Source organism: Nonomuraea sp. NPDC049714, assembly GCF_044465295.1.
Lineage (GTDB): Bacteria > Actinomycetota > Actinomycetes > Streptosporangiales > Streptosporangiaceae > Nonomuraea.
On record NZ_JBITLM010000021.1, the window covers coordinates 1 to 20,735 of the forward strand.

Consider the following 20,735-nt stretch of genomic DNA (forward strand, 5'->3'; position numbering starts at 1 on the left):
GGCCTGGAAGTGGAACGTCACCGCAGCCAAGCAGCACACGGCCGACCGCGAGCCCGAAGGGAGCCTTGATCCAGCCAACTGGGCGGGCATGCTGTTCCTGATCCGGATCGATCACGAGTACGCGGCGACCGTAGACCTTGCCGAGCCGCTGATCGCGGTACCGATCCCAGACGCCGGATGGCTGATCATCGACGGCTGGCACCGCATCCACAAGGCCCTCACCGCAGGAGTCGAGAAGCTGCCGGTGATCGTACTGACGCCCGAGGAGGAGCTTTCCTGCCGGATCCACGGAGGCGAGGAACGCGAACTCCGACCGTAGTCAGGCCCGGTGGAGTAGGTGGTGTGCCCCGGTCACGCACAGAATGCGTGCGACCGGGGCGCACCTCCTGCACCACCGGTCCCTTCCGCTGAGCGCCGCCTTCTCGGCTGAACGATCACGACGAGGCCAGGCGTCTTTCAAGCTCTTGGCGCAGCGCCGACAGCAAGCGCGGACCGCGAGGCGTCTCGACCTCCCAGAACGTCCAGCCGTTCACGCTGTACCCCGTCACCGCATGCCCCGCACTGGACGGCTTGCTGTGCGCGATTCCCTCGTACTCGATCCGCGCATCAGCGGTGAGCTTCGCCTTGGCCGGATGCAGGCGAGAGACGGAAACGAGCTCGGCCCCGGGCTGGATCATGCCCTGCTTCATGAGATCTGCCAGGGAGACCCCGCTGTGCTTCTTTGTACGTTGAGTACCTCGCCCCGACGTGCCCAGCGCATGCGGAGGAAGCGAGCCGGTTGTCCTGCTTCTGGGCGAGCGTCTGGTCGCAACCGGAGGGGTGAGGTTGTGGCCGATGAGATGCAGAGCGCCGACGATCGGCGGGAGGTAGCCCAGCATGCTGGCCTGGTCGTCGGCGTGCATGGTGTGGTCTTGCGGGCGATTGCCGTTCCGCAGCCGTACGAGCTCCGCCTCGGCGAGGATGTCGTACAGGCGGCCTTCGAGCCATCCCACTTGGCTCGTGTGAAAAGGGCTTTCGGTAACGCGTCGGATCAGCAGCGCCCGATACCAGTGATCGCGGGCGCGCAGGTGATTGCCGAGCCGCTTGCGCAAGGTCCCGGGGGCGGCCTTCCCCACGTACGCGCCCCACTTCCCGGCAGCGTCGAGATGGTCCAGGAGCAGGTAGACGCCGGTTGTGTCCCAGATGTCGGGCAGCCGAGCAGCACAGGCGCGTTCGACCACTGCCATGCGCACCACGGAGTTGTCCGCGCAGATCTCCAGAGGACCGTTCAAGGAGTGCGGGATCGTCACCCGGTAGGGCGTCTGCACCTCCACGCGGGTCCTCCTTCGTCTTCGCGCCGTATTGAGGATCTTCCCGGAGAGTATCGGCTACATACCTCAGCCTGACTATCGGTTCACCGAAAAGCCGCTTGAGAAGGGCGGCCAGCCGGACGGGTGAAACCGACCAAGTCGGCTCTCCGGTAGGTGTCGATCTTGACGACGTCGTGCTGGTTAGGTGCGTGGATCATCTGGCCCTCCGCGATGACGAGCCCCACGTGCCCTGGGCCGTTCGCCGTCATCCGGAAGAAGACGAGGTCACCAGGCTGTTCGCCCCCGGCGGGGATCGGTGGCCCGTGCCGCCATTGGTCGGCGGCTACGCGTGGGATGTTGATGCCTGCCGCCTGGTACGCGCGCATGGTCAGTCCGGAGCAGTCGAAGGAGCCGGGCCCTTCGGCTCCCCAGACATACGGTTTGCCGAGCTGGGCGTGCGCGTAGGCGATGGCGGCTGCTGCCTGTTCACCCGGGATCGGCATCACGCAGGCCCCCGTGAACGCGTCCACGGTGCGCTGGGCCAGCGGTTCCCACACAGCGTAGGCGTTCGGCCTGGCTGACCGTTGTACGGCCTGTGCGGCTTGAGTGAGTGGGAGTCGTTCCCAGCGGGGGATCGCGGCAAGCCGGTTGTAGAACCGGCGGGAGGCGTAGGCGGGGTCGAGAATCTGCCTCGGGGTTCCCCAGCCTTGGGAGGGGCGCTGCTGGAACAGTCCGAGGCTGTCGAGGTGGCCGTAAGGAAGGTTGCGGAGCTGGGATTCCTGTAGAGCGGTTGCTATGGCGATCACGGCGGCGCGAGCGGGGAGGCCGAGATCCATGCCGGTCTGGATGATGAGTGCGGCGTTGCCGCTCTGCTCGTGATCCAGGCCCTCGGCCGGGCCGCTGTCCGTGGTCCTGCTCGGTGCCGTGGTCAGGCAGCCATAGCCCGCCGGGCTCCCCGGCCCGGTGAAGACGGTGACAACTGCTGCGATGACGACGACGAGGAAGAGCAGGAGGAGAGCGGCGCCGGCCGCGGCGTACTTCACCTCATCTCTGCTTCGTTCCGTGGGGCGATGAGGTGAGGCCAGGCGTTGACGAGTTCGGCCAGACGAAGCCTGGGCTGCTCCGCACCGAGCGGCAGCCAGACAGCTCCGGCGGGGCCGTCACCCAGGCTGGTGTGGACGGCGGTGGCGACCGGTAGGTCACTGCTGGAGATCAGTTGGCGCAAGTTGGATTCGCGAGCGTGGCTGGGCAGCCAGAGCAGCAGCGGTGTGGTGATGCCGGTGGCGTCGGCGAGGTTGGCGTAGTCGGTGAGCTTGGCTGCGACCTTGGAGCGGGTCTCGCTGCCGGTGTCGTGTTCGAGGAAGAAGTCGATCTCCCGGCCGTTCTCGGCCCATCGGCCGTAGGCGTCGGGCTTGGCCAGGTCTCCCCAGAGCTTGGCGCAGCGTCGCTCGGACCACCACTCCTTCACCTGGGCTCCGGTAGCTCGGCGGGCGTGGTGGTGGAGCTGCGCGAAGAAGTCGTTGACGCCGAGCTGGTGGCCGAGCTTGCTGGACATGGAGATGGCCAGGGTGGTGTCGGGGTGGTAGCCGAGCTCCTTGACGGTGATGTCCTGGCGAAGGGCCAGGACGGCGGCTCCGGCACGGCCCAGCACCCAATGACTGGGAGTGGACCCGCCGTGTGGGGTCCAGGGCCGAAACCGGGCGACGGCGTTGAGGCCCAACAGGACGCTCATACGGCGGCGGGTGGGCTGCGGCAAGGTGAAGAAGATCTTCTCGATCTGGTGTGTGGTCAGAACGCGGTGCTCGTGCAGGTGGCTGAGGATGTCGTAGTCACGTGGGGTGAAGCGGGCGACGATCTCGGCGACCCGGTCGGCGTTGAGACGAGGCTGGCCCAAGGTGATGCGGTTCGCGGACATGAGCGGTCTCCTCCGTTAGTTCGCAGGTGGCGTGGCTCGCGGATCAGGGGCGGCGCTTGTGCGCTGCCTTCGAGTGATCCCGGTTCTCGGCATGGTCGGAGCAGGGCTGAAGCGCTCACGAGAGGAGTCGCGGATGGCCTGTTCCCGACCCTGGACAATCGGTGGCAGAGGGCGGGCGCGCAAGGTGAAGGCGTGGGTTTGCTGACCGTCGACGATGAGCCGCGCGGCGGCTTGGTAGGCGCCGAGGTGGGTGAGGTCGTAAGGCGTGATCAGCGGTGCGGTGTGGTGCTTGAGGTCATTCGCGTCCTTGGGCGAGGCCGCGAAGTAGATCTTGTTGCGGGCGTCGGCCGAGAGGGCTTCGCGGAGGTCGGCGGGGAGCTGATCAAGGTGCTGATGAGCGAGGACCAGCGAGAGGCGGTAGCCGCGTGCCTCGGCCAGTACGTCGTTGATGTGGCCGGGCAGGTTGAGGAAGTTGTGGCATTCGTCGATCACCAGGGAGGCGTCCGGCCGCTTGGCCTCGGCGACGTTGGCTCGACGGGTGGCGGCCTGCCAGGTGTGGGCGAGCAGGATCGAGCCGAACAGCCTGGCCGCGTCGTCCCCCAGGATCCCCTTAGGAAGGCGGGCGAGGACCAGGCCGCCCTCGCCGAGAAGCTGTTCCATCGGGACCGTGCTGACGGGGTTGGCGAGGGCGTGCCGGATGAACGGGCGGAGCAGGACGGCGCGCAGCTTGTTCATGACAGGGCCGATGACCGTGGCCTGGCCTGCGGGAGTGAGGGCTTGGTACGACTCCCAGAAGCCGGCCAGCAGCTCATCGTCGAGCCGGGCGGTGATGCGGGCGCGGAAGGCCGAGTCGGTCAGAAGCCGGGGGACTTCGGCGAGGGTGGCCCGCGTCCCGAGCACCCTGGTGAGGGTCAGGCAGGTGGAGCGGAGAAGGTCGTCCACCCGCGGTCCCCAGGCGGAGGAGAAGCAGCGGTGGAAGATGGTGACGATCGAGTCGACCGCGAACGCCGGATCATGCCCGGCGAGCACATTGATCGCAGGGGGACGACCTCGGTCCTGCGGATCGAACACCACGGTCTTGCCGATCACCCGTTCGGGCAGACGAGCGAGGATGTCGGTGATGAGATCACCTTTGGGGTCGATGACCAGGGCGCCTCGGCCGGCGTGAGCGTCGGCGAGCACCAGGTTGGCCAGGAGAGTGGATTTGCCGACGCCGGTGCCGCCGAGGATGTGGGTGTGATGGCGGGCGTCGGCGACGGATAGCGCGACGGGCCGCGTGTGGCCGCTGTCGCTGTCCCCCAATGTCCGGGCCGGTCCATGCGCCTGATCGCGTGGGATGGCCGGTGACGGGGCTACAGGGCGTGCCCCGGCGCGGGTGATGCCGGGGGCATCGATGTCCCAGGGCAGGTGGGCGAGCGCGGCCACCTCGGCGACCGACAGGAGATACCCGGTGTCCAGACGGCGCGAGCCGGTTACTTTCGCCACGCGGATCAGGCGTGCTCGGCGCAGGTACTGGTGGCCAGAGGTGAACAAGGCGAAGACGCCGGCCAGGGTATGAGCCTGGCCTCGGAGCCGTGCGCGTACGGAGTCGTTGTCCTGGCTGCTGGCGACGGCGTAGCGAATGGCGACCTGATAGCGCGGTTGGTTCGCCTTGGCGAGGATGGCGCGGACTTGCTCGGCGCGTTCGGGGAAGGCACGGGCGAGATCACCGAACCGATGGCGCCCCGATGTGGGCGCGAGCTCGTCGAGGAGCTGACCGACCGGGCTGCTGGTCTTCGCACCGCGCAGGGCCGCCGCCGCACGGTGTGCCCGGCGCAGGCGCTTGCCGGTGGTGGGCCGCACCAGGATCTGTACGAGAGCCTGTTCTCCGTCGCGAAGCTCGCTCATGGCGGTCAGCAGGGATCGGACCGGATCATTGGAGTGGTCGGTCCTGAGGGGGTAGTGCTCGGCCTGTCCGAGCATGAGCCGTCCGCCTGCCAGCTGCGCAGCAGGAGACAGCGGGCAGGATGCGAGCTCGCTGGTGGTCGTCGCGCCAGGCCAGGCCGCTCGGATGGCCTTCTCCACCATGCCGGGCGGGATGGTGCCGGGAACCCAAAGCCGGATCCGCACGCCGGAGTCGTCGCCGAGGTACTCCCACACGAGGTGCGGTTGGCCGGCGCAGAAGCGTTTCCAGGCAGGTCGGAGGAGCCCGATGAGCTGGCTCCAGAGCACGACTGCTCCCGCCGGCTCGCTCACCGGTGGAGAGGAGATCTCGATCAAGCGGGCACCCGGCTTCAGTTCCGCATGGCGAATCCAGCCGAGCAGGCGGCGTACCAGCGCCACTGCCGAGAAAAGCACAAGCAGGGAGATGGCGATACGTGGCCCATAGCCGATCAACAAGTCAGGCAACCGGGTGGGCAAGTCTCGGAAGAACGCGAGAAATACCTCTATATCGCGTTCATCGACGTCACAGATCAGGCATGGAGAGGGAGTTGTCACAGCGGGTCCCCGTCGGCATCGTCGTAGGCGGTCTCGGAGTCGAGCGGCTCAGGTGGTGGCGCTTGCGCGTCACGCAGCTCCAACCGCGCCAGCTCGGCGGGATCACTGGTGATCAGCTCGGCTTCGGCGGGTGAGGCGACGACGGTCAAGGCGACTCGGCTGGCGGGCCCAGCCACCAAGAGGGCTTCACCACGTTCGGCGGTGAGTAGGAATTGCCGTTCACCGTCGGTGAGGTCGAAGGCGTCGCCGACCGCGCCGATCGCCTGGGGCGCCTGGCGGAGCAGGATCTGGCTGGCAGCGTTGGCCACGATGGCTTGGCCGAGCTCCGTCCCCAGTAGGTCGGCGGCGTCCTGGGTGATGACGGCGAGCCCCGCCCAGTGCTTCCGGGCGGCCTTGGCCATCCGGAACAGAAAGCGGGCGCCCTCAGGCTCGCGCATGAGCAGCCAGGCTTCGTCGACCACGACCAGGCGCTTTCTACGGTCTCGGGGATTGGCCACCCGCCGCCAGATGGCGTCCAGGGCGAGTAGCGTGCCGACCGCTTTCATCTCGTCGGGCAGGTCCCGGAGGGAGAAGACGATCAGATGGCCCGTTGGCGTGGTCGTGGTCGGCCCGTCGAACATCTCCCGGTACGAGCCGGTCACGTACGGCGTGAACTGCGCCGCCAGCGATTCGGCACGCTTGGTGCCCTTCAAGGTGGCGACGAGGTCGCCCAGCAGCGGCGCGGGACGGCCCCAGGTGGCAGGGTCTCGGGTGATCCCGGCTACGGCGTACGTGGCAATGATCGCCGCGTCCAGCGCTGCTCGATCCTGAGATGTGAGTGGGCCGCCGAGCATGGTCGCCGCGAGGGTCTGCAGGAAGAGCGCTCGTCGGGCCAGGACGTCGTCCTGAGGCCCGTGGCTGGCGGGCAGATCGAGCGGGTTCCACCGGACTCCGGCCGCACCGAGCCGCAGGTGGGTGCCGCCGACGGCGCGGGTGAGAGGCGCGTACTCGTCTTCAGGGTCGACGATGGCGACCTCGACGCCCTGATACAGCAACCGCAGGGTCTCCAACTTGGTGAAGAAGCTCTTGCCGGCGCCGGAGCGGGCCAGGACGACGGAGTTGTGGTTGTCCTGGGCGTACCGGTCCCATAGGACAACGCTGGAGCTGGTGGCGCTCAAGCCGTACAGCACTGCCGTGTCACCGACCGATGCGGTCAGGTCAGGAGAGGCGAAGGGGAAGGCAGCCGCCAGCGCGGTGGTGTCGAAACTCCGCCTCGTCCGCAGAGCGTCGTGAGCCAGCGGCAGGCTGGTCATCCAGCCTTGCAGCGCTCGGAACGTGGTCGGCTGAGCATCCAGGAGCAGAGAAGCGGCCAGCGCCTGGACGCGTTCGACCTCCGCAGCGAGCTCCGGCTCCCCGTGGGCGTGAACCGTGAGGTAGAGGCCGACCTTGAACAGGCGGCCGTGGCCTCGGGCCAGGCTGTCGGCCAGGTCGGTGGCGTCGTCGGCGGCGGCCTCGGCGGCGAAGTCTTGCAGGCGTCCATGCTGGGCGTCGGAGCGGCTGGCCGATTCCAGGCGGGCGAGCTGGCGGCGTAGCCGCGTCGCAGCAACGGCCTGCGGGATCGGCTCGATGTGCAAGGAGACGTCCAGCCGGCCGGGATAGGTGAGCAGTGGTTCCAGCCAGCCCGCGCCGACCTCGCGGGGGTAGCCGACGACCGCGAAGGAGGCGGCGACTCCGTTCGGGAAGGTGAGGGTGTGTCGGCCGACCTCCAGCGCCGATAGTGCGGCAAGAGCGCTCGGAGCTGATGCGTGATTGCGGCGGCGTAGTCTCATGGACTCTCCTGGCTGGTGGTGATCAGGTCATCAGGCAGCGCCAGATCTGCGGGGTGCCAGCCGCCCGGGTCCAGGCACTCGGTGAGCACCTGATGTGCCTCGCGCGCGTTGAGGAGGCGGGTGGTGATGCCGAGTGCGGCCAGCGTCCGTTCGGTGTCGGCGGCTCGGCGCAGGACAACGGCTGCGCTGGCGTCTCGCCGTACCGACCGACGACCGCTCGCTGTTGAGTGATCGCGTAGAACGACGAAAACCTGGCGAGTCAGCAGGTCACGGGAGGCGTTCAACTCGTCCAGGAAGGCGATGTGCTGGCTGGCGGCATTGGAGAGTGCCGGGTGCGGCAGCGCTTGAGTCCGTTGATCGAGGGCATCAATCACGGCAGCAAGATCGACAGAGCGGGCACGTGCGAGGATCTGCACGGGCGCTTCCAGGGAGTTGAGCCACCGGCCGAACGCGGCGACCAGCGCGGCCTGCTCCCCGGCCGTGCGCAGGTGGAAGGACAGGGTGGAGGTCTCCACCAGTACGGCGACGCCTCCGTCGGCCAGCTCAAGGGCTCCGTCGGTCCGGATCGCACGCACCGGCAGCCGTAGCGGTGCCGGTAGTTTGCCGCGTAGACGGCACCAGCGGGGCGGCTCGCTGACCCCTTCCGGTGCGGCCGCCATGCGCTTGGGCGAGCGGCTGAACAACACGGCGGCGAGAGCGAACCGGTCCAAGCTCAGCCCGTCGCGATGGCCGAGAGCAAGAGCCAGACCGAGCGCCACCAGCGGCAGCAGGAACGCCGCAAGGATCACGATGGGCAGGATCTGGTGGAACAGGTAGTAGACGCCTGCTGCCGTGGCTCCCGTCATCGTGACGATGAGGACCTGCCGAAAGGTCAGCCCGTAGGCGATCTTGTCCGGGCGATCGATGTCGACAGGAATCCTGGCGCTCAGGGGATCGGACTCGTTCACCTGTTCCGCCTCCTTGGAACACGCCGCGGTGGCGGGTCCAGACGTAGCCGGAGCTGGCCGGGGCGGGGCCGCCGTCTGGGCATGCCGGGGAGCATGTCCTGCACGTAGGGAGGCCGGGGACGGATCCATGGCGCGTTGGCCGGGGGAGGAGCCGGTGCGGAAGCGGGCGGCCGGGGAACACGCGTGACCGGGAACGGCAACGCCAACTGACGCCCACGCTGAGGCGAGGCCGGAGCCGACGCTCTCGCCTGGGGTGGAATGCCGAGTGGCAGCGCCAGCTGCTGCGGTGCATGATTCCCGCCTGGTGCGGAGCGGGCAGAAGGCGACGGGTTCACGGGCTGCGCTCCTGTCGGTGGCCGGTTGGAATGCGGGCGGCGTCGTGTCGTTCGGGCCACGGAGCTACCGCCCCTGGAAGGTCGCCGACGATTGGCGGCGGTCTTGGTTTTCCGCGCGGCGGCACCCCTACTGGCCGTGCCGAGCGCCTTGGCCGCGCCCAGCGTCTTGTAGAGGATCACTGTCTTGAGCAGGCGTTTGAGGAGCTGGGGTTGGGCTTGACGCCAGATGGTCCGCGCGACCCAGCTCGGTATTTTGATCAGCACGTACAGCAGGCCGATCAGCATCACGGTGTCGATGGCCCGGCTGACCGTGGGCTGCACCACCGCCAGAGCTTCGTCCCCCGCCTGGGTAGGCAGGAAGGCGTCGGTCCAGAACACCTTGAAGGCGAGGACCAGTGCGAGGGCTTGCAACACCTGCATGGCCAGGATGCCGGTGATGGCGCGCCACCACAGCTTGGCCATGCCTTCGGTCTGCGGCAGCGCGTGGCACAGCAGCGCGAGCGGAGCGACGATGATGAGGAACAGCAGCAGCGTCATGCGCAAGATGGCGACGAACACCAAGATCGTGGCCATCACCACGGCGACCGCGACCATCAGCACCAGGTAGAGCACTGCGCCCTCGGGATCGCTGATGAGGCTGCCGACCTTGCCGGCGAGGAAGTCCCCGACGCGCTTGCTGTCGACGCCCCCTTCCAGAAGAGCGGCGACCAGAGCATTGCTGAGCTGGACAGCGTGCTCGCAGACGACAAGCGAGAGGTTGAGCATGATGGTCGCCACGACCAGGCGCGGAACGATCTCGCGCGTGGTCGTCGAGGTCTGCACGCTGCCGTACGCCATCACGATGACGCCGCCTGCCAGGACGAACAGCAGCAGTAGGGCGTTAGCCACCAGCCGGACATGATTGGACAGATCATGAACGCGGGCGAACATGGATGGCGGCGGAGCCCAGAGCAGAGTGCGGCCGATCATGACGAAGGCCGGACTGACCGCCTCCGTTACGAACTTGGTGAACAAGCCGTTCACTGCCTGGTTGATCTTGCAGCCGATGTCCACCCAACCGCATTCGTCCGTGCCCGCAGGCTGGGCGGGCGGGATCCAGCTGTGCGGCGACGGAGTGGGTGACGCCGCTGGCTGTGAGCTGGGAACCGGGCTTGGCGTTGCCGAAGCCGAGGCGGCGAGTAGGGCTATGACGGCGCTGGTCAAGATGATGGCCGCGAGGACACCGCGAAACCACCGGGCGAGCTGTTCAGGTGGACGTGAAAGGTGATGGCAGCCCATCGTCAAGCTCCGACGATGCCTTTGAGGATGGTCACCAGCAGTGGGGCGAGGACAGCGATCCCGTAGCCGAGGGCGGCGTAGCGCAGGGTCTTCTTGGCGGCTTCGACCTCGCCGGGGTCCCCGCCGGCCAGGATGTATCGGACTCCGCCGACGGTGAGGAAGAGGGTGGCCAGGGCGACCAAGAGGCCGACGATGACGTTGCGCAGGTTGTCGATCACCGCGTTGAGCGACGTGGGGCCCTGCGCTGGTTTAGCCAGGACGCTCGCGGTGGTGTCGGCGTGCGCGAGGGCGAGTTCGAGCAGGGTGCCCAGGACGATGCCGCCGAGGATGACGGCGGCGATGAGCAGAACGCTGAACGTACAGCCTGGCGTGGTGGTGCGGCGTGGGCGGGATGTCATGGTTCTTGCCTCCCTTGGGACTGCTGTTCGGTATTGGCCCTGGTGCCGAAGAAGGCGGCGCGGAAGGCGCCGAGCCCGGCGTGGGGCCGGGTGGGCGTCCTCCTTCGCGAGAGCGGGGCGGTGGCGTCCGGTGGTGACAGGGACCGGTGGCCGGGTGCGGCCTTGAGGCTGGGCCGGTGCCGTCCGCGCTGCCTTCACCTGGACAAAGACCAGGTCGAAGAGTCGAGTTAGGACATCGGTGCCAGCGGATTTTGCTCACCTTTGACTGGCGAGCCACCGCTGAAGCCGCTACCGGGGGCTTGGCAGGTCGCCGTTGAGAATGGCCTGGTAGAGCGCGGTTTCGGCGCGTTGGCGGCGCTTGAGGGTGGTGCAGTAGAGCAGCCCACGGCGTCGGCAGTAGGAGCTCAGCGAGATGCCCTCCAGTCGCGTCAACCCGATCAGCTCCGCCTCCTCGGCGGTGATGAGTTGCTGGTGTACAGCTTGGGCGAGGAGCAGGTCAGGGTGGCCGGTTGGGTGGCTTACCTCCCGCTCGCCCGGATGCTCGGGATCGGTGAGGAGGAGGGGCCGCTCGGATGCGTAGGCGCGGATGACGGCGAGTTGGGTGAGCCGGGACAGGCGCAGCACAGGGTGGGACCAGGTGAGCTTCACCCGGCACAATGCGTGCATGTAGGCGGCCAGCACCTCGGCCTCCAGATCCTCGCGATCGGCTCGCTGGTCACCGGTCTTATCGGCCAGGGCCCTGGTGAGTCGACGCAGCATGGGGAGGGCCAGCGCGACGGCGGCGACCATCCACGATCCTCGGTGGGTGCGGGCCTGGTCGATGAGGTGGCGCCAGACGTGGTCGCGGGTGGTGCGCGAGCAGGACGGGTGCAGCAAGATCGCGCGCAGCTCATGCAAGGGGATCGGCCGGGCGGGTAGGCCGTGCCCGAGTTCGGTGCCGTTCACTGACAGAGGTTGCGGACCGCGCATCAGCAGGTCGAAGGCGTGTTCGGCCACGTCAAGCGGTAGTGATGACTTGCCGCATCGGCTGCGATGTCTCGCGCAGGCGGGAAGGTCATTGGTGGCCTGCTCAGGGAGGTCGACGGCTGGGCCCTCGGCGCTGTGCTTGGTGACGGCGGGCGAAGTGGAGCCGGTGGAGAGGCGGGCCGGTACGTGGAACATGGCAGCTCCCGAAGTCGGATCGGTTCGGACGCTGCTCATCCCGCCAGAGAGTCCGGACGCGAACCGGGCACGATTCGGACAGACGTCGGGCAGGGGAAGAACCACGCAAAGATCAGGTCATGCGCCGGAATCGGTGCTGGCCTAGGAAAACGCTGATGTGGCTTCATCCGGCCATGAACTGGCGTGTTCCGGTGCTTGGAGCACCGCGCGCGAGAACTGCTTTGACCTGCGCATATGGAGCTGGCGAAGTTCACCGGTCAAGGTTGCGTCAACAAGGCGTCGGGCGATCGTCCGAGTCTTGAGGGGCAGATGGCTGGTGATGCTGGCTGGTACGGCGCAGGCGGGCACTCTGCTGCGCGCCGGTGATGACGGCTGAGACGGCCTCGGCGGTTCTGCGTCCTGCCAGGAGCCGTACCTCCTCCGGCGGGTCGCGGTCATCGAGGATGAGCAGCAACCCGTCGTAAGCCACATGGGTACGCACACGCCAACCCAGCTCATGGCCGGCTGCGCGGACTGCTCGCCGTACCTCCGCCACCTCGGCCAGTTCGGCTACGGCGTCGCGGCTGAGGATCGGCTGGCCGTAATAGCCGCTGTACTCGGGTTTCAGGCAGGCACCCATCGTCGCGTGGGGGTGATTGACGAGCTTGCGGAGGCGGCGTTGGGTGCGGCTCCTTTTGAGGGAGTGGCTGAGCAGAGAGCGCGGCGCCACCACTTCGCCCGGTCGCACCGCTCTGTTAAATGCCGCTGCCACTCCTGGCTGTGGCGATACCGTGAGTTCGGTGGGTAATCGCGAGATGGGGGTTTCGTCGCGCACCACTGTGGCTAAGAAAAGGCGGCCGGGTGGCCTGTTCCGCACCCGGAACTTCGGCCTGCTGTGGGCGGGGGAGTCGGTCAGCGGGTTAGGCTCGGCGATCACCACGGTGGCGGTCCCGTTCGTGGCGATAACCGTCCTGCATGCCAGCACTGGCACGGTGGCCCTGCTGACCGCAGCCAGCTGGCTGCCCTGGTTCCTGATCGGCCTCCCGGCCGGTACCTGGGTTGACCGCTGGCCGCGCCGCCGCATCCTCGTGTCCGCCAACCTGGTGTCCGCTGCGGTCTTGACCGCTATCCCGGTCGCCGCCTGGACCGGTGTGCTGACCGTGCCCATGCTGCTGGCCGCGGTGCTGATCGCCGGCACGTCCAGCATGTTCTTCACCCTGGCGTTCAACGCCTACTTGCCGCACCTACTGGCCCCGGATGACCGGATGGAGGGCAACGCCAGGCTCCAGGCCAGCGCCTCGGCCGCCGAGATCGCCGGCCCGGGCCTCGGCGGTCTGCTCACCGAGGTGGCCGGAGCGGTCGGCGGCCTGCTCATCGACGCGGTCACCTTCATCGTCTCGGCTGCCTGCCTGCTCAGATTGCGGACCACGCCTGAGCCGAGGGCGGCGGCGGGCGAGCGGCCCGGCATGCTCCGGCAGCTCAGCGAGGGCCTAGGGTACTTCAAGTACGGCGAGTTCATGCTGCCCATGCTCATCGTGGCGGCGATGATCAACCTCGGGATGCTCGGCGTGTTCTCGCTGCGCATCGTCTTCCTGGTGCGCGCCGAAGGTATCGCGCCGGGAACTGTGGGCGGCCTGATCAGCCTCGCCAGCCTGGGCGGCCTGCTGGGCGCCGTGCTCGCGTCCCGGGCTGTCGCCCGCTTCGGCAGCGCGCGCACCTACGTGGGGGTCAATGTCGTGACCGCGCCGTTCATGCTGCTGCTGCCGGTCGGCGGCCCTGGCTGGCAGCTGGCGCTGTTCACGGTGGGATCGTTCGTGGTCATGCTCGGCGCCACGATATCGGGCACCGTCACCGCTACCTTCCGCGTGAACTACATACCGGCGCACCTCCTGGGCCGGGTCACGGCGGTCTCCCGGTTCGTCATCTCCGGCAGCGTGCCGCTCGGCGCAGCCACCGCCTCCGTCCTGGCGACAGCCTTCGGGATCGGCGCCGCGATGTGGGTGTTGGCCACCTTCTTCGCCGTCACTCCGCTGCTCCTGCTCGCCACCTCAATGCGCGGCATGCGTGACTTCCCGGTCCTCCCCAGCCGGTCTCCCGTATCCAGCAATGATGATCAACTTCGGTGAAGCATCAGAAGAGTTGCGTCTGTCCTGTGAGGATTCGAGTGTCGCGTCCGTCTCCAGTGCAGAAGCAGGTGCACCTTTCTTTCGAACTCGAGACTTTTCTCACCGGCCAGCGCAACCCGGCTGCGGCTATCAGGCGGGGCTGAGCACCGGGCCGGCCTGCGGGGATGAAGCAGTAGTGGCAGGCCTGCTCGCCGGTCCTGCGGTGCTTACGGACCAGCAACGAGGATCTGCCCGAATACTGGTGCTATCACCTCGGCCAAGAACATCAACGCGTCCACGGCCGACACGACTACGAGCTCATCGCCTGATCAGCTCGGTCCCTCAGAAAGAGCCGCACCCAGCGGTGTTCGGCCAGCTCATCCTTGGCGGCTGCCACCTCATCACCCCTCACGGGGTCCGCTTGTCGTGAGCTCGCCTTCAGCGTAGGCCGCCGAGCCTGACCGATGGAGCGACCGCATTCCCTGGGTGTCGTCGTTCGTCGGCTGACTGTCCGAGTTTTGTACGGGAACGCTGTGACCTGGAGAAACGCTCCGTGGAGTTGGCTCGATCCTCCTGCGAAACGATCGCCACACACTACGTCGGTGGGCGCACGGAGTTGTACCTCGTCCTGGACCGGGCGCTGTAAGTGTCAGGGCGCCTCATGCCTGGCCTGGCGGTTATCGGCTGGCTCTGATGGAGAACATCAGCGGGATGCGCGGCTGTCCTTCCCGCACCTGGTAGCGCCCGTTGTGGGCTTGCAGGTTTTCGAAGCGTTTGAAGAGTGTGTGGTCGTGCTCGTGCAGGAAGTCGATGCGCAGTCCGGCTGCGGCCAGTGCGGAGATCACTTCGCCCAGGGTGTGCTGGAACTGGACGGAGGTGGTGTTCGCGAGTGTCTCCGAGCCGGTGTAGGTGCAGGGCTCGTCGTAGAGGTGCGGTTCGCCGTCGAAGTAGTCGGCGGTGACGGTCGATCCGGTGGCGTCGTCCAGCATGTCGGTGACCGGGTGGAACTCCGCCAGGTACAGGAATCCACCCGGCTTCAGCAGGGCGGCCACCACCTCGGCCCAGCGCCACAGGTCGGGCAGCCAGACGAGCGCGCCGATGCCGGTGTAGACGATGTCGTAGGTGTCTTTCAGGGCGGCGGGCGCGTCGTAGATGTCCGCGGCGACGAAGCGCGCCTGCAGTCCGCACTCCTGCGCCAGTGCGGTGGCGGTCTCAATGGCCTTGTCCGACAGGTCGAGGCCGCTGACCTGCGCACCCCGCCTGGCCCAGGCGAGGGTGTCGAGCCCGAAGTGGCATTGCAGGTGAACCAGTGACTTGCCGGTGACGTCACCGACCTCGTCGATCTCGAAGTCCCGCAGCGGGTCCGCGCCCGCTTTGAAGCCGGGGACGTCGTAGAAATCGCTGGCCACATGGATGGCCACGCGGCCGTTCCAGTTGGCGCGATTGACGGTCAGGTAGTCGATCTCGCTCATGTCCGTCGAGCTTAGAGACGCACCAGATCATGGCCAACGGGATATTCAGCGCCATGGTCGAGCTCCGCGTCACCGCCGGCTCGGGACCCCTCGTTCGGGGGTGTGAGCAGGTATTACGGTTCCTTTGCGTGACAGGCCGTCCCAACTCGTGTCTGGTGGCAGGTATTTGGAAGGGGTGACAGGGATCAGGTGGCCTGGGTGATCGGGCCACATCACCGTGACGCCACACCCGATCAGTTCCACCCGTTCTTTCCAGTTCACCGGCTCTGATTATCAGGCCGTTCGTGAGCAGGCTCAGCGGCATCTGCCGTTGAGCGTCTGGCTGGCCGCAGCTGACACCGAGACGGTCCTCGCCTGCGGTGCCGGCTGCTGTGTTCCGGTGAGTGGGCCGCTGGCTCGCCAGCTCGTGTCGGCATGCACTCGGCTCGGTGAAACCGTCATCCACATCGGCGCCACCGACCACCAGGTCATCTCGGCGGCGTTGTCGATGGGCTGCCGCGCGTCGGTCACCTTCTCCGACTCGGTCCAGGCCGGGGTCGTCTGGACGCGGCTGACCCGCTCCCATCCCGAGCACGATCTACAGGTCGCCGACCTGCGCGTCACTCGCCCTGAACGTGTCGGCCCGGTGCTGGCCGACTTGGCCGGGGCAGCCGCGCTGGTCCTCATCGAGCAGACATGTACCGCCGGCCAGCCTGCCACGGCGGGGTCGTTCGACGTTGAGTCGGCGGGGGAGCTAGTGAAGCCGGGCGGCTATCTCGCGGTGATCACCGGCCTGTGCCATGCCGAGAACGGAGTCGTGGACCCGGCGCCGGGGATCATCGCGCGGGCGCGGCAGGTGGGTCTGCTGTATCTGCAGCACATCATCGCCTTGCGGGTTCCGGCCCGTGGTGAGCGGAGCGACCCCGTCGTCTCGCCCTGCGTGGTGACGATGGCGCAGAAGCTGCGCGGGTGGGTCGGGCCATCGGACAGCGCGAGGGTGCACTCCGATCTGCTGCTGTTCACCAAACCTGCTTCGTCGGCGCCAGCGGAGACCAAGGACCGGAGGGCCCGAGCTGTAGCGGCGCAGGGTGACCCGGATACGACGGTACGGCGCGAGGAGGAGCGCTGATGGTCGAGGTGACGGCGTCGGTGTGGGCCACCGGGCAGCGGCAGTCGCGGGCGCAGCGGCAGGGCCGGTATGTGCCGGAGTCGATGCGGCATCCAGGCAAGATGCTGCCGTCGATCGCCGCGAAGACGATCTCCACATACACCCAGCCGGGCGAGCTGGTGGTGGATCCGATGTGCGGGATCGGCACCACACTGGTCGAGGCCGTCCACCTGGGGCGGCACGCGGCAGGGGTGGAGTACGAGGAGGGCTGGGCTCGGCTCGCGGTCGCTAACCTCGCTCTGGCCAAGCGGCAGGGCGCGTCGGGGTTCGGCCGTGTAGTCGCGGGGGACGCGCGCAACGTCGCCGCGCTGCTTCCGGACCTGTGCGGGCGGGTGGCGCTGGTGCTGACTTCACCGCCGTACGGGGCTGCCACGCACGGCCATATCCGATCCAGCCGTGACACCGGCGTGCCGGGGGTGCACAAGTGGAATCACCACTACTCCCGCGATCGGGCGAATCTCGCCCATCAGAGCCTTCCCAAGCTGTTGGAGGGGTTCGGCCGCATCCTGTCAGGTTGCGCTGAACTGCTGGAGCCGGGCGGGGCGGTGGCGATCACCGTCCGTCCGTACCGGGTGCGGGGCGAGCTGGTCGATCTGCCGGGCCATGTCCAGGCCGTGGCCCAGAAGGCGGGACTGGTGCTGGCTGATCGGATCGTGTGCCTGCTGTGCGGGCTCGGCGAGGGCAAGCTGCTCAACCGGGCGTCGTTCTTCCAACTACACGAAGCACGTAAGGGCTGGGCGCGCGGGCTGCCGATTCACGCGGTAGCGCACGAGGACCTGCTGATCTTCGGCAAGCCGCCGGCCTCACCACCCACAGACCGCTCACCGGACAGAAGGTGCCGGCAACCGGAGTGACGTTATCCGGGCAGGCAACGGCGCGGACGCCGGGCGGAGCGGTGACCAGCGGATTTTGCTTGACGCGGGCGGTGAAGGTGGGCGTCGATACCGCCGCCACCCGATCGGCCCCACGCCCGGCAGGCCCCTGTGGGCCGCTGTGATCGCCCGTCCATGAACGGCGGCTATCAGCGGCACCCAGGGGACGCCGGGCAGCCGAACGGGGGCGTAGCGCCCGCCACCCGCCCACACCCGATCCGGCCCCAACCCCGGCCTACGCCCGATGCAACGCGCCGGGACCCAACCCTGCTTCTGCGACACGGAGGTGATCAATGACCAGTCAGACACCACTCACCCTGACAGCGGTGCAGGACCCGTCACAGGCCAAGACCCACCGCGCCCGAGCCGTCGACACTCCTCCCGTGAGTGTCGACGTCCCGATTGGGCTCGCCCCGGAGGTGATCGGCCTGATCGAGGCGGGCCGTCTGCTCGGCATGGGCCGTACCAAGGCGTATCGACTGGCCCAGGCGGGCCAGTTCCCGTGCCGGGTGTTGCGGTTCGGCGGCCGGTACGCGGTACCGGTTCGTGGGCTGCGGGCGCTGCTCGACCACGACGGCGAGAGCCGTCCCCACACGAAAGAAGGGTGAACGCGGTGGCGAACGGAACCACCTACAAGACCTGCGCCTGCAAGGACCCGGCGACGGGCAAGAAGCTCGGCAAGTCGTGTCCGAAGCTGCGCCGTGGCGCGGGCGGCAGCGAGCGCTGGAGCAGCACGCACGGCACTTGGGCATACCAGCTGGAGTTGCCCGCCCACGCTGACGGCCGCCGCCGCACCCCGTTGCGGCGCAGGGGCTTCACCTGCCTGGAGGACGCCGAGACCGAACTCGACCACGCCCGCGGCCTGCTCGCCCTCGATGACGACCCGGCCGTGCGCAGGCAGATCACCACGTTGATGCTGTCGGTCCTCAAGGACACCAAGAAGCTGCCGGATGCCGAAGAAGTGCGGCGCAAGGTCCGTACGCATCAAGACCTGAACCGGCACGTCACCGTCGGTGAATGGCTGGAGGAGTTCCTGGGCCGTAAGCGCCGGATCGAGCCGACCACCCGGCGCACGTACGAATCACACATCCGCCTCTACCTTGCCCCGTATCTCGGCACGATCAGACTGGACCGGCTTCGGGTCTCCGACATCGCGGGCATGTTCGACGCGATCGAGGAGTTCAACGACGTCATCCGCACCGAACGGGCCAGCGACGACCCGGAGCGGCAGGCGACGGTCCGCTACCGGCGTCCGGTCGGCCCGTCGACCATGCACCGTATCCGCGCCACACTTCGCCATGCCCTGAACATCGCGATCAAGCAGGATCGGCTGCTGGACTTCAACCCTGCCGCCGCCGTCGAGCTCCCGCCCGCGGTGAAGTGTAAGCCGCTGGTGTGGACCGAGACGCGGGTGGCCCAGTGGCGTCTCGACCACGAGGCACGCATGGCCGAGGTCCGGCGGGCGCGAGGCGGCAAGCGGGTGGATCCGATCGCTGTCTACATCGGTACGTCCCGGCCTTCGCCGGTCATGGTGTGGACGGCTCCGCAGACCTCGGCGTTCCTCGCCTACGCCCGCCGGGATCGGCTGTTCGCCCTGTATCGGCTGATCACCTTGCGCGGCCTGCGCCGTGGAGAGGCGGTCGGGCTGCGCTGGAGCGACATCGACTTCCACGCGGGAACGATCGGGGTGCACTGGCAGATCACCCAACTCGGCTGGCAGCCGGTGCAGGGCAAGCCGAAGACCGAGGCCAGCGACCGCACGATCGCCGTCGACGCCGAGACCATGGCCGTCCTCAAAGAGCACCAGCAGCGCCAGCGCAAGGAACGGCTGGCCATGGGCGAGGACTGGGTCGACAGCGGCTTCGTCTTCACCGACACCCTCGGTCGGCCGCTGCACCCACAGCATGCCACCGACGCCTTCTACTGGCTGGCCTACCAGGCAGGACTACCACCGGTGCGACTGCACGACCTGCGCCACGGCGCGGCCACGATCATGCTGGCTGCCGGAGTGGATCTCAAAATCGTGCAGGAGACCCTTGGGCATGTCTCCTCTACCTTTACGCGCGACACCTACACCAGTGTGTATCCCGAGGTCGCGGCAGCCGCCGCCGAATCCACCGCCGCTCTGCTCGCCGCCCAACCAGAGTCGCCCCGGCCGAGTCGTTCACGCCGATCAGAAAGCCGTCAGCGGGCATCGTCAGGTGATGGAGGCGGCACTGTGATCACCCTGCCTATCGCATAGCTCACGTCCCGCACCTCAGCGGTGAGGGAGGCAGAGCCTGCCGGACACCAATGGCGGGCCCTGCCTCCCTCCTCTCCTTCTCCCGGCGAAGGAGAGACGGCCCTGCGCATCGGTGGGGGCATCGATCGGCAGGGCCTGGATCCGGCAGCAGCTCTTGGAAGGGAAGGACTGCTGCCGGACGTGTGATGGGGTGGGCGGCACGCTCAAGGTCGCGTCGGAAGCCGCGATCTGGCGGAGTCCGCCCTTGATAGCCCAGAGTGGGGTGCTGGATTTCAGGAGAGGATCCACCTGCCGGGGTCAGGACGTGCCGGATGCGGTGAGTCCGTCGACGGGAGTGATCCGTTCGGCACAAGACCCAGAACCACCGATCCCTGATTGGGATTACGCGACGCTCGGGCGGGCTGCGGCCAGTACGTGGCGGATACGGTCGGCTGCCGTGGCGAGGTGGGAGATCTCGACGATCGGTTCGCTCCATGACCACCAAAACAGCCATTGGTCGTCCTTCGGCGCTGCGGCGATGACCTCGGACAGGGTGGCGACTTCAGGGTTGATCACGCGAAGGCACGGTAGCCGTTCGTCCTGGGTCAGCAGACGTGCGTGCAGGCCGAGGTTTTGCAGCAGGTCCTGCAGGTTGGCGAGGTGGGTGGCGGCTTGGGCGGCTACAGCGGGGGTGATGGGGTCGGGCATGGCTGACTCCGGGAGTGGATGGGATAGGTGGTGGGGAGGGAGGTTGGCCCGTGGAAGAGCTCTTCGAGTTGCGCCGGGGTAGGGCTGAGGTCGAGGTGGCACCAGACGACACGGTGCCCACTCACGGGCAGCCGGTAGCTTCCCCACCGCCCGCGCGACAGGTTGTCCACGATCGCCAGTCCCCGCCCCTGCTCCGCGTACAGGTTCGACGCCTGCATCGGGATGCACGAGGGCGCCGAGCAGGCCGATCCTGGATCGGTCACCACCAGCCGGAGGAAGCCCGGTCCCTGGGACAAGGTGAGCTCGATCCAATCGAGGTCACCGCTCGGGCCGAGGCCGGCGGTATGCTTGACGGAGTTGGTGACCAGCTCGGATGCCACCAAGATCAAGATCTCTCGGGTGGGGTGCGCGGTTCCCGTCCAGGCGGTGACCGCCTCCCGCGCCAGATACGGCGCCCGATCATTGCGCACGAGTTGGATAACACCGAGTTCCTGATGTTCGGTCGGTACAGGGATTTGGATCACCGAATTCGCCTCGCTACTCCTCGATCACCGGCCGCGTCCTTTATGCGAATAATGCGAGCACCGTTGCGCACGCCCGTCTGTCTTTTCGTGCAGACCGA

General features: G+C 67.7%; 19 protein-coding genes. 6 read left to right on the plus strand and 13 right to left on the minus strand.

The window, feature by feature from the left end; genetic code table 11:
* Positions 1-319, plus strand: a 319-nt coding sequence (locus ACIBQX_RS47585; protein ID WP_397016895.1) for a ParB N-terminal domain-containing protein, incomplete at its 5' end; no start/stop codon positions are given.
* 115 nt (positions 320-434) lie between these two features.
* Here the strand turns inward: ACIBQX_RS47585 and ACIBQX_RS47590 are convergent.
* From ACIBQX_RS47590 to ACIBQX_RS47635, 10 genes are all read right to left on the minus strand, one after another.
* On the minus strand, positions 435-1,313 hold the full coding sequence (locus tag ACIBQX_RS47590) for a hypothetical protein (protein ID WP_397016897.1): 879 nt from the start codon (positions 1,311-1,313) through the stop codon (positions 435-437).
* Positions 1,314-1,393: 80 nt separating this feature from the next.
* Positions 1,394-2,332, minus strand: a complete 939-nt coding sequence (locus tag ACIBQX_RS47595; protein ID WP_397016899.1) for a C40 family peptidase — start codon at positions 2,330-2,332, stop codon at positions 1,394-1,396.
* Entirely contained in the window at positions 2,329-3,204 is an 876-nt protein-coding gene (locus ACIBQX_RS47600) for a replication-relaxation family protein (RefSeq protein WP_397016901.1), read from the minus strand. Before ACIBQX_RS47600 ends, ACIBQX_RS47595 begins: the two co-directional genes overlap by 4 nt.
* A gap of 15 nt (positions 3,205-3,219) precedes the next feature.
* Positions 3,220-5,541, minus strand: coding sequence for a type IV secretion system DNA-binding domain-containing protein (locus ACIBQX_RS47605; RefSeq protein ID WP_397016903.1), 2,322 nt, complete (start codon positions 5,539-5,541; stop codon positions 3,220-3,222).
* A 137-nt stretch (positions 5,542-5,678) separates the two neighbouring features.
* The gene (locus ACIBQX_RS47610; protein WP_397016905.1) at positions 5,679-7,490 is read right to left on the minus strand and encodes a VirB4 family type IV secretion system protein; all 1,812 of its coding nucleotides are present in this window, start codon (positions 7,488-7,490) and stop codon (positions 5,679-5,681) included.
* Entirely contained in the window at positions 7,487-8,437 is a 951-nt protein-coding gene (locus tag ACIBQX_RS47615) for a PrgI family protein (RefSeq protein WP_397016907.1), read from the minus strand. Before ACIBQX_RS47615 ends, ACIBQX_RS47610 begins: the two co-directional genes overlap by 4 nt.
* Entirely contained in the window at positions 8,434-9,825 is a 1,392-nt protein-coding gene (locus ACIBQX_RS47620; RefSeq protein WP_397016909.1) for a hypothetical protein, read from the minus strand. Before ACIBQX_RS47620 ends, ACIBQX_RS47615 begins: the two co-directional genes overlap by 4 nt.
* 227 nt (positions 9,826-10,052) lie before the next feature.
* Entirely contained in the window at positions 10,053-10,448 is a 396-nt protein-coding gene (locus ACIBQX_RS47625; RefSeq protein ID WP_397016911.1) for a pilin, read from the minus strand.
* A gap of 288 nt (positions 10,449-10,736) precedes the next feature.
* On the minus strand, positions 10,737-11,609 hold the full coding sequence (locus ACIBQX_RS47630; protein ID WP_397016913.1) for a hypothetical protein: 873 nt from the start codon (positions 11,607-11,609) through the stop codon (positions 10,737-10,739).
* Between the two features lie 268 nt (positions 11,610-11,877).
* Positions 11,878-12,426: a hypothetical protein gene (locus ACIBQX_RS47635; protein ID WP_397016915.1), complete on the minus strand. Its 549-nt coding sequence runs from the start codon at positions 12,424-12,426 to the stop codon at positions 11,878-11,880.
* Position 12,427: 1 nt separating this feature from the next.
* On the opposite strand from ACIBQX_RS47635, the gene ACIBQX_RS47640 reads away from it, so the two are divergent.
* On the plus strand, positions 12,428-13,714 hold the full coding sequence (locus tag ACIBQX_RS47640; protein ID WP_397016917.1) for an MFS transporter: 1,287 nt from the start codon (positions 12,428-12,430) through the stop codon (positions 13,712-13,714).
* A 656-nt stretch (positions 13,715-14,370) separates the two neighbouring features.
* On the opposite strand, the gene ACIBQX_RS47645 is transcribed toward ACIBQX_RS47640, so the two are convergent.
* A complete protein-coding gene (locus tag ACIBQX_RS47645) occupies positions 14,371-15,165 on the minus strand; it encodes a class I SAM-dependent methyltransferase (protein ID WP_397016919.1) in 795 nt (264 codons plus the stop codon).
* Positions 15,166-15,382: 217 nt separating this feature from the next.
* Here ACIBQX_RS47645 and ACIBQX_RS47650 point away from each other — a divergent pair, with 217 nt between their 5' ends.
* The 4 genes from ACIBQX_RS47650 to ACIBQX_RS47665 all read left to right on the plus strand — a co-directional run bounded on the left by ACIBQX_RS47650 (position 15,383) and on the right by ACIBQX_RS47665 (position 19,426).
* Entirely contained in the window at positions 15,383-16,273 is an 891-nt protein-coding gene (locus ACIBQX_RS47650) for a hypothetical protein (RefSeq protein WP_397016921.1), read from the plus strand.
* Complete coding sequence (locus tag ACIBQX_RS47655; RefSeq protein WP_397016923.1) at positions 16,273-17,166, plus strand: TRM11 family SAM-dependent methyltransferase; 894 nt, start codon at positions 16,273-16,275, stop codon at positions 17,164-17,166. Before ACIBQX_RS47650 ends, ACIBQX_RS47655 begins: the two co-directional genes overlap by 1 nt.
* Positions 17,167-17,477: 311 nt before the next feature.
* Positions 17,478-17,792 (plus strand): helix-turn-helix transcriptional regulator, encoded by a 315-nt coding sequence (locus ACIBQX_RS47660; RefSeq protein WP_397016925.1) that lies wholly within the window; start codon positions 17,478-17,480, stop codon positions 17,790-17,792.
* Between the two features lie 5 nt (positions 17,793-17,797).
* On the plus strand, positions 17,798-19,426 hold the full coding sequence (locus ACIBQX_RS47665) for a tyrosine-type recombinase/integrase (protein WP_397016927.1): 1,629 nt from the start codon (positions 17,798-17,800) through the stop codon (positions 19,424-19,426).
* A gap of 381 nt (positions 19,427-19,807) precedes the next feature.
* Here the strand turns inward: ACIBQX_RS47665 and ACIBQX_RS47670 are convergent, their stop codons facing one another.
* Together ACIBQX_RS47670 and ACIBQX_RS47675 are read right to left on the minus strand one after the other, a co-directional pair.
* A complete protein-coding gene (locus ACIBQX_RS47670; protein WP_397016929.1) occupies positions 19,808-20,113 on the minus strand; it encodes a hypothetical protein in 306 nt (101 codons plus the stop codon).
* Complete coding sequence (locus ACIBQX_RS47675; protein ID WP_397016931.1) at positions 20,086-20,583, minus strand: ATP-binding protein; 498 nt, start codon at positions 20,581-20,583, stop codon at positions 20,086-20,088. The genes ACIBQX_RS47670 and ACIBQX_RS47675 overlap by 28 nt, the downstream gene beginning before the upstream one ends.
* Positions 20,584-20,735: the final 152 nt, after the last annotated feature.

Bases quoted from the DNA above. Each gene is read 5' to 3' on its own strand.
- ACIBQX_RS47600 (WP_397016901.1), bottom strand. From the start codon at position 3,204: ATGTCCGCGAACCGCATCACCTTGGGCCAGCCTCGTCTCAACGCCGAC.
- ACIBQX_RS47610 (WP_397016905.1), bottom strand. From the start codon at position 7,490: ATGAGACTACGCCGCCGCAATCACGCATCAGCTCCGAGCGCTCTTGCC.
- ACIBQX_RS47625 (WP_397016911.1), bottom strand. From the start codon at position 10,448: ATGACATCCCGCCCACGCCGCACCACCACGCCAGGCTGTACGTTCAGC.
- ACIBQX_RS47630 (WP_397016913.1), bottom strand. From the start codon at position 11,609: ATGTTCCACGTACCGGCCCGCCTCTCCACCGGCTCCACTTCGCCCGCC.
- ACIBQX_RS47645 (WP_397016919.1), bottom strand. From the start codon at position 15,165: ATGAGCGAGATCGACTACCTGACCGTCAATCGCGCCAACTGGAACGGC.
- ACIBQX_RS47655 (WP_397016923.1), top strand. From the start codon at position 16,273: ATGGTCGAGGTGACGGCGTCGGTGTGGGCCACCGGGCAGCGGCAGTCG.
- ACIBQX_RS47660 (WP_397016925.1), top strand. From the start codon at position 17,478: ATGACCAGTCAGACACCACTCACCCTGACAGCGGTGCAGGACCCGTCA.
- ACIBQX_RS47670 (WP_397016929.1), bottom strand. From the start codon at position 20,113: ATGCCCGACCCCATCACCCCCGCTGTAGCCGCCCAAGCCGCCACCCAC.